General features: G+C 30.8%; 9 protein-coding genes. 8 read left to right on the plus strand and 1 reads right to left on the minus strand.

Annotation, left to right across the window (positions count from 1 at the left end; genetic code table 11):
* The first annotated feature begins 107 nt into the window (after positions 1 to 107).
* From BMZ09_RS15815 to BMZ09_RS15850, 8 genes are all read left to right on the plus strand, one after another.
* Positions 108 to 659: a hypothetical protein gene (locus BMZ09_RS15815; RefSeq protein WP_090842462.1), complete on the plus strand. Its 552-nt coding sequence runs from the start codon at positions 108 to 110 to the stop codon at positions 657 to 659.
* Positions 660 to 790: 131 nt separating this feature from the next.
* Complete coding sequence (locus tag BMZ09_RS16235) at positions 791 to 1,525, plus strand: hypothetical protein (RefSeq protein ID WP_090842465.1); 735 nt, start codon at positions 791 to 793, stop codon at positions 1,523 to 1,525.
* Positions 1,526 to 1,655: 130 nt separating this feature from the next.
* Positions 1,656 to 2,213: a hypothetical protein gene (locus tag BMZ09_RS15825; protein ID WP_143067846.1), complete on the plus strand. Its 558-nt coding sequence runs from the start codon at positions 1,656 to 1,658 to the stop codon at positions 2,211 to 2,213.
* A 147-nt stretch (positions 2,214 to 2,360) separates the two neighbouring features.
* The gene (locus BMZ09_RS15830; protein ID WP_143067847.1) at positions 2,361 to 3,092 is read left to right on the plus strand and encodes a hypothetical protein; all 732 of its coding nucleotides are present in this window, start codon (positions 2,361 to 2,363) and stop codon (positions 3,090 to 3,092) included.
* Between the two features lie 140 nt (positions 3,093 to 3,232).
* Positions 3,233 to 3,790, plus strand: a complete 558-nt coding sequence (locus tag BMZ09_RS15835) for a hypothetical protein (RefSeq protein ID WP_143067846.1) — start codon at positions 3,233 to 3,235, stop codon at positions 3,788 to 3,790.
* A gap of 157 nt (positions 3,791 to 3,947) precedes the next feature.
* Positions 3,948 to 4,304, plus strand: a complete 357-nt coding sequence (locus BMZ09_RS15840) for a hypothetical protein (RefSeq protein WP_090842471.1) — start codon at positions 3,948 to 3,950, stop codon at positions 4,302 to 4,304.
* 243 nt (positions 4,305 to 4,547) lie between these two features.
* Positions 4,548 to 5,147: a hypothetical protein gene (locus BMZ09_RS15845; RefSeq protein WP_090842473.1), complete on the plus strand. Its 600-nt coding sequence runs from the start codon at positions 4,548 to 4,550 to the stop codon at positions 5,145 to 5,147.
* A gap of 134 nt (positions 5,148 to 5,281) precedes the next feature.
* Positions 5,282 to 6,493 (plus strand): hypothetical protein, encoded by a 1,212-nt coding sequence (locus BMZ09_RS15850; RefSeq protein WP_090842475.1) that lies wholly within the window; start codon positions 5,282 to 5,284, stop codon positions 6,491 to 6,493.
* 90 nt (positions 6,494 to 6,583) lie between these two features.
* Here the strand turns inward: BMZ09_RS15850 and BMZ09_RS16290 are convergent.
* On the minus strand, positions 6,584 to 6,789 hold a 206-nt coding region (locus BMZ09_RS16290), incomplete at its 5' end, for a hypothetical protein (protein ID WP_218143727.1).

A 6,789-nucleotide genomic window follows, 5' to 3' on the forward strand; every position in this document is an offset into this window, starting at 1 on the left:
GGCTACTTACGAACATTCCTGCGGAATATTCTATTTGTGTTTTATTTGCTAACTTAGTTCCTTAAATCACGCAACTAATCATACACAATCACGTTGGCAACAATTTGATGAAAACCGAAAACATTGACATAAACGAAAAGCATTTTTTAGCTTCTTTTAGATATAACAAAAGTAAGCCAGAAGATTTCGGATTGAAAAAAGTAGACGGAACAGAACACTTTGTTGACAAAAAAGGAAATTTATGGATGAATGAAATCTTGTGGGATTCTGGTTGGGGAAACGAATACGGATTTATAAAATTACCTGAACCGAATTTTGACCAATTGTGGATTTTACTAACCAAATCGAATGTAGAGGTTAATCTGTTAGGTTCAGCTGAATTGCTCACTCGATATCCGAATGAACTGAAAACAAAATTACAGGAACTATTTAATCGGAATGAAAAGATTGACCGAAATTTGACCAAAAGACTTGCTCACTTGGAATTGGTAAATCACATTACGAATCACTCTGGAGTTAAAGGTAAAAGACCTGAAGATGTAGATGCTGATTATCGAGAATGGAAAAAGTTAAAAGATGATTTTGACCGATTGAAAACTGAAAATATTATTAAACGAATAAAAAAACTGTTGCCAACACCGTATATAAAAAATTGCTAGTGTTTGGCTTAAACAAAGGTAGTTGCACGTTTGCTACGTCTGAATTTCCTTCGGAAATTCCTCGCACGCAAACCCGCAACTTTCCATATACAAACACGTTATGTGCAAGCTGAAAAAACATAGTGCAAAAAATGAAATACAGTAAAGAAGACATATTTCAGATGTTGATTTCTCAATATCAATTCGCAATTGAATTTGACCCAGTTGTTGTTAAAGGAATGGACTTTAATTATGAAAGTTCAATCTTTGATTGGCGAGATGCTTGTGATTTAGTAAATCCTAAAAAATTGGCTAAAATCTATCACAAAGAATTTAAAATTGACAGACCACTTTCGGAATTGGAAGACATTTTAATAAATGAAGATACTAGAACTGTATCTGACTTTTGCGAGTACATTTCTAAATACGCCGAAAGAGAAAATATCGAGCCAATTAAACTTTTGGGACAGAATTGTCAAACTGCTTCAATATTTAGAACATTAAAACAAAACCTGACTGAAAAAGGAGCTGACACGACTGAATTAAAACCGAGTTCTGAAATAAATCCTTTTTTTCTAAAATATGGTGGACTATTGATTGATGAAGTGAATAGAATTGCACCAGGAACAATGAAGGAATTTGAATTTAAGTCGCATAAATTATCTCGGATTGGACGAAATATTATGTTTATCGGAATTTTTACAATGATTGGAATTTGGTGGATTTGGAGTTTTAATTGGTGGTTAACGTTACCAATAATAATCGGAATTGTAATATTCCAATTTGGAGATAAAAAACAACCTGAAAAATTAAATCTTGGTGGATTTCAAAACTTCCGAGAGTTGATTTACGGAATGGAAAATAAATTAAAAAAAGCCAGCACATAACAATGGCTATAAGTAATTGCTTGTTTTCGCCTACTTTGGAAATTCCTGCGGAATTTCCAACTTGGTGTGTACTTGCTAAGTTAACCGCTAAACCACGCAACTACTCATAGCCGAGACCGTTGGCAAACATATGAGAAGACACCTACTAACTTCAATCTTAATGCTTATTTTGATAGTTTCTTGTAAACAAAAGGAAACTCAAAAAGCGGAATCAATTGAGGTAAAACCAACGACTGAATTAAAAGCTGAACCGAAAAAAAAGATTGAGGAAATTGTTATTCCTGAACAGTATTTAGAAAATGACAGCTTATTAACTGAGTTGGAATCTGATTTAGAAAAAATCGTCCTAAATCCAAAGTTTGAATTAAAAGCAGAACCCAAAACAAATACTCACGATGAATCAGTTACTGACACAATTAAAACGCTGACTTTTGACAAGACTAAAATTTACTCTTATCGAGCAACAAATTGGGAATCAATTTACTCGGCTAAAATAGAAAATTCGGATTTTAAGTTTTTGGACTCTATTTTTATTGGAACTAAAAAAGAAAAGCTTGAGAATCGAATTAAAATGGAATTAAAAACTGATTTATTAAAAATTGGGAATTTAGAACAAACATCTGTTTTCATTTTTAAATTTGAAAACGAAAAACTAAAAGTTATAGAATATCAAGGCTACGTAGATTAAAAATACGTTTGCCAACAACGTATAAAAATAATTGCTATTTTGTACTTAAATAAAGGTAGTTGCGTTTTTGCTACATCTGAATTTCCTTCGGAAATTCCTCGCACGCAAACACGCAACTATTCTTATACAAAACCGTTACCTACAATTATGAAAAACTTCATATTAATAATTTTCTTAACATTAAGTTCAGTCCTATTTGGACAGAATTTAAAAGGAAATTATTCTGGATATTGGGCTTCTACAAATTGGAGTTATATTTTTGATGGAAATGGAAATTTTGAATATGTGACAGCAGGACATTTCGGATTTACAAATACAAAAGGAAAATATGAAATTAAAGGAGATACAGTATATTTAAATGCAAAGAAAACTGGAAAAGGGACTTTGGACGTTAAAAGAAAAATGCTGATTGACAAAGACTCTTGCATAATTGATTTCCGAATGAGATATGATTACTGTAAATCTAGAAATAGTGAATTTTTAAATTCAAACAAACGGAACTTCAAATTTCCTCAAACAAAAACTGATAATCCTAAAATTATATCGGATTTAAAAACTGTTTTAGATTCCGCTTTTACTAATCCAAAAGTTGTTGCATATTTTCATTTTTCGGAATTACCTGAAAGACAACTGATTTTCAAACCATATTTTGAATTAAATAAATCAAACTTTCCTGATTTCAAAATCGGAAATGAAACAATAGAATTTAAACAAACTGAATTACCAAAATTCCATATTGAGTTTATTGAAATTAATCAAAGTAAAGACTATATTGAACTTGAATTTGAAATAAAAGACGAAGGAGTTTCATTTTCAATGGTTTTCGACCTAACAAATGGCGAATGGAAGTTAGATTACGAAAGGCATCACGAAAAATAACTGTAGGTAACACCGTATATAATTTATTGCTAGTTCTAGCCTACTTACGAAAATCCTCGTGGATTTTCTATTCGGTTTTTATTTGTTAACTTAGTTGCTTAACCACGCAACAAACCATATACAAACACGTTGGCAAACATATGAGAAGACACCTACTAACTTCAATCTTAATGCTTATTTTGATAGTTTCTTGTAAACAAAAGGAAACTCAAAAAGCGGAATCAATTGAGGTAAAACCAACGACTGAATTAAAAGCTGAACCGAAAAAAAAGATTGAGGAAATTGTTATTCCTGAACAGTATTTAGAAAATGACAGCTTATTAACTGAGTTGGAATCTGATTTAGAAAAAATCGTCCTAAATCCAAAGTTTGAATTAAAAGCAGAACCCAAAACAAATACTCACGATGAATCAGTTACTGACACAATTAAAACGCTGACTTTTGACAAGACTAAAATTTACTCTTATCGAGCAACAAATTGGGAATCAATTTACTCGGCTAAAATAGAAAATTCGGATTTTAAGTTTTTGGACTCTATTTTTATTGGAACTAAAAAAGAAAAGCTTGAGAATCGAATTAAAATGGAATTAAAAACTGATTTATTAAAAATTGGGAATTTAGAACAAACATCTGTTTTCATTTTTAAATTTGAAAACGAAAAACTAAAAGTTATAGAATATCAAGGCTACGTAGATTAAAAATACGTTTGCCAACAACGTATAAAAATAATTGCTATTTTGTACTTAAATAAAGGTAGTTGCGTTTTTGCTACATCTGAATTTCCTTCGGAAATTCCTCGCACGCAAACACGCAACTATTCTTATACAAAACCGTTAGCTTTAATTGTTCCGAAAAATGAAAATCGTAACCGAAAAAATAAATAGCGAACCAAATCATTCCATCTCGAAAAAAGATGTGAAAGCAATTATCGAAGTTATTCCTGATGATTGGATTGGAGTTGCTCACATTTTTTCAATTTCTTCTCAACTCTTTGAGAATTCGAATTGGGACAGACCAGTTATTCAGAATAATACAACGTTCAAAATATTATCACGCGGAATTGACCGAAACGAAATAATAAAAGAATTACTAATTGAATTGGCTATTAATCCAACCAAAACATATCCACCGAAAGGACATTCTTTGACAAAATCGCAACGGAAAAAATTAGAGGAATTGATAATGCCATATTATAATAAATTGATTGAATAAAACGGAATTATCACTCAAGCGGAATTTGAGCAAGTTTGCGGAACTGAAAAGCGGAATAACAACAAAACGTGCTCACTCAAAGGTGTCACAACTAAAGCTAACAACGTGTATAAAAAATTGCTTAAATTAGTGCTTAAACAAAGGTAGTTGCATTTTTGTTACGTCTGAATTTCCTTCGGAAATTCCTCGCACACAAAACCGCAACTATTCATACACAAGACCGTTACCCAACATTTACCAAAAATGCTACGACAGATTAACATTCAACTCATTAACAAAATAAAAAAGCCGATAGAAGGCAACCGAATTTTGAGTGGAATAATGAATGTTTTAGTAATCATTCTTTTTCCAATAATTTTGATTGTTGGAATTATAATAACGGTGTTTGTTGGAATATTTGCTTTTTTTCAAAGACTATTTTTTAAATCAGAAACTGAATTAGAATTAGAAATTGAATCGTCTAATATCGAGCAATGGAATATTTATACAAACTTTAACGGAATAAGTATTTATCAAAAATATGTTAGTGAAATCAGATTTGGACCAGCATATCTGAATTTGAAGAGCGAACCGAAAATTGAATTTTTAGAGAATAAGTTGTTTGGAGATTGGTTTTTTACTTATTCTAATGGAATTTTACTTCAACAATGGAATACGACTAAAAAACCAAATACAAATCTGATTTTTATCGGAATTGACAATCGTGAAGTGCAAGTTTTGGAAAAAAATATTCCTTCTGTAAATTGGGAAATAGTAGAAACGAAAGATAAAACCTTGGAATTGAATTGTGATACTGGAAAAGAGGTTTTGACTTATAAAATAGAAATAAAAAACGTTGGGTAACACCGTATAAAAATAATGCTTAGTTTAGTGTTTAATCAAGAGTCCGTGCGCTTTTGTTACATCTGATTTTCCTGCGGAAAATCCTCGCACACAAAACCGCACTATTCTTATACATAAACGTTACCTGCAAGCAAATGAACAAACTGCAAATCATCATCATCCCGTTTTTATTGTTGGTTCAGACTCTATTTTCTCAAACCAAAGAAATAAAAGGAGATACTGCTTATTGGTACAAAAGGAATGTTGAATTTCGAAAGACATTGGACTTAAAAGATTTTGAAAAATCAGAAGATGACTTCAATTTTAGATTTTGGAATCACGGACAGGTAATTGAAATATCAAAAGATAGTTCTGTTATAAATGGAGTAATTGTAAATTATATTTATCATACCAAAAAAGCTAACAGAAGTCAAACCGAAACATTTACAAATAAAATTCTACTCACATCAAAACAATCACAAAACGTCTATAATATTGTACAAAATTCCAAAATATTAGAACTTCCGTCAGATAAGAATATAGAAAAATGGAGTCAAGGAATGGACGGAATCACATACATAGTAGAACATTCAAACAAAGAAAGTTACTGGCAAAAAAACTACTGGACACCATCTTCGCAAGATTCAATTCCAGAAGCAATTATAGTTATGGACTTAGTAAAAGAAATATCCGATACTTTAAAGCTTAAAGAGGTGTACACAAAATTTAAAGAAACACTACCAAAGAAAGGCTGTTACAATTCTGGAGGAATGGTAAATATGTGTTATGTATCAAATTCTTTAGAATTGGGCTATAGTGGAGCTACAAAATTACCTTTAGGTTTTTTCACTTCCTATTCTGCGACGTATATCGGTAAAACAAAAATAAACGGAAGTAGCTCGTTACAGTACAACTTTGACAACAACGGATTTCATCATCTGAATTTACAAATAGCCAAATGGAATATATTTCATAAAAATTCTAATCTTTCAGATTATATAGCCTATAATTATCAGAATAGAAATGTCAATATAAATGACAGACGAAATAAATTTGAAAATCATCAAATTAAATATGGATTAAATCTTAAAAAAAACTTAGGCATAGGAGTTGGATTTGACTATTTGAGCAGGAATTATAATAAAATCGGAGGTCATTTTTATGCTTCTAAATGGTTTTCAAAACTCAATGTAAGCACGACACTCTCTACATCAGTATTTGAAAATCAAATTAATTACAAAGCTGAAATTTTTAAGGATATTAATTTTAATAATGGTTTTCCAGTAAATAGAATTTCTTTTGGAATAGGTTACGAGGACTTTATGGAATATAAAGATTTGTACTTTAGCTTTAGAATACTGATTTGAGAAATGCCAGCAGGTAACACCGTATAAAAATAATAGGGCAATTAGTGCTTAATTCAATGGCTTGGGGATTTTTGCGAAGTCGCCAAATTTTTAAATTTGGCTTATTGAGAAAAAAAGATAATAAGAAAAATTTAAAAATTCGGCTTGTGTTTTACCGAATGGTTCGTGCGTTTTTTCCGCCCTACTATTCTTATACAATTCCGTTCTACGCAATTTAAAACAAACATTGAGCAAAGCATTAAAATATGGACTTCTGATTTTTGGAATTGTGACAATTTCAGTTGTTGGACTTATTG

It is taken from the genome of Olleya namhaensis (assembly GCF_900114005.1).
Taxonomy (GTDB): domain Bacteria; phylum Bacteroidota; class Bacteroidia; order Flavobacteriales; family Flavobacteriaceae; genus Olleya; species Olleya namhaensis.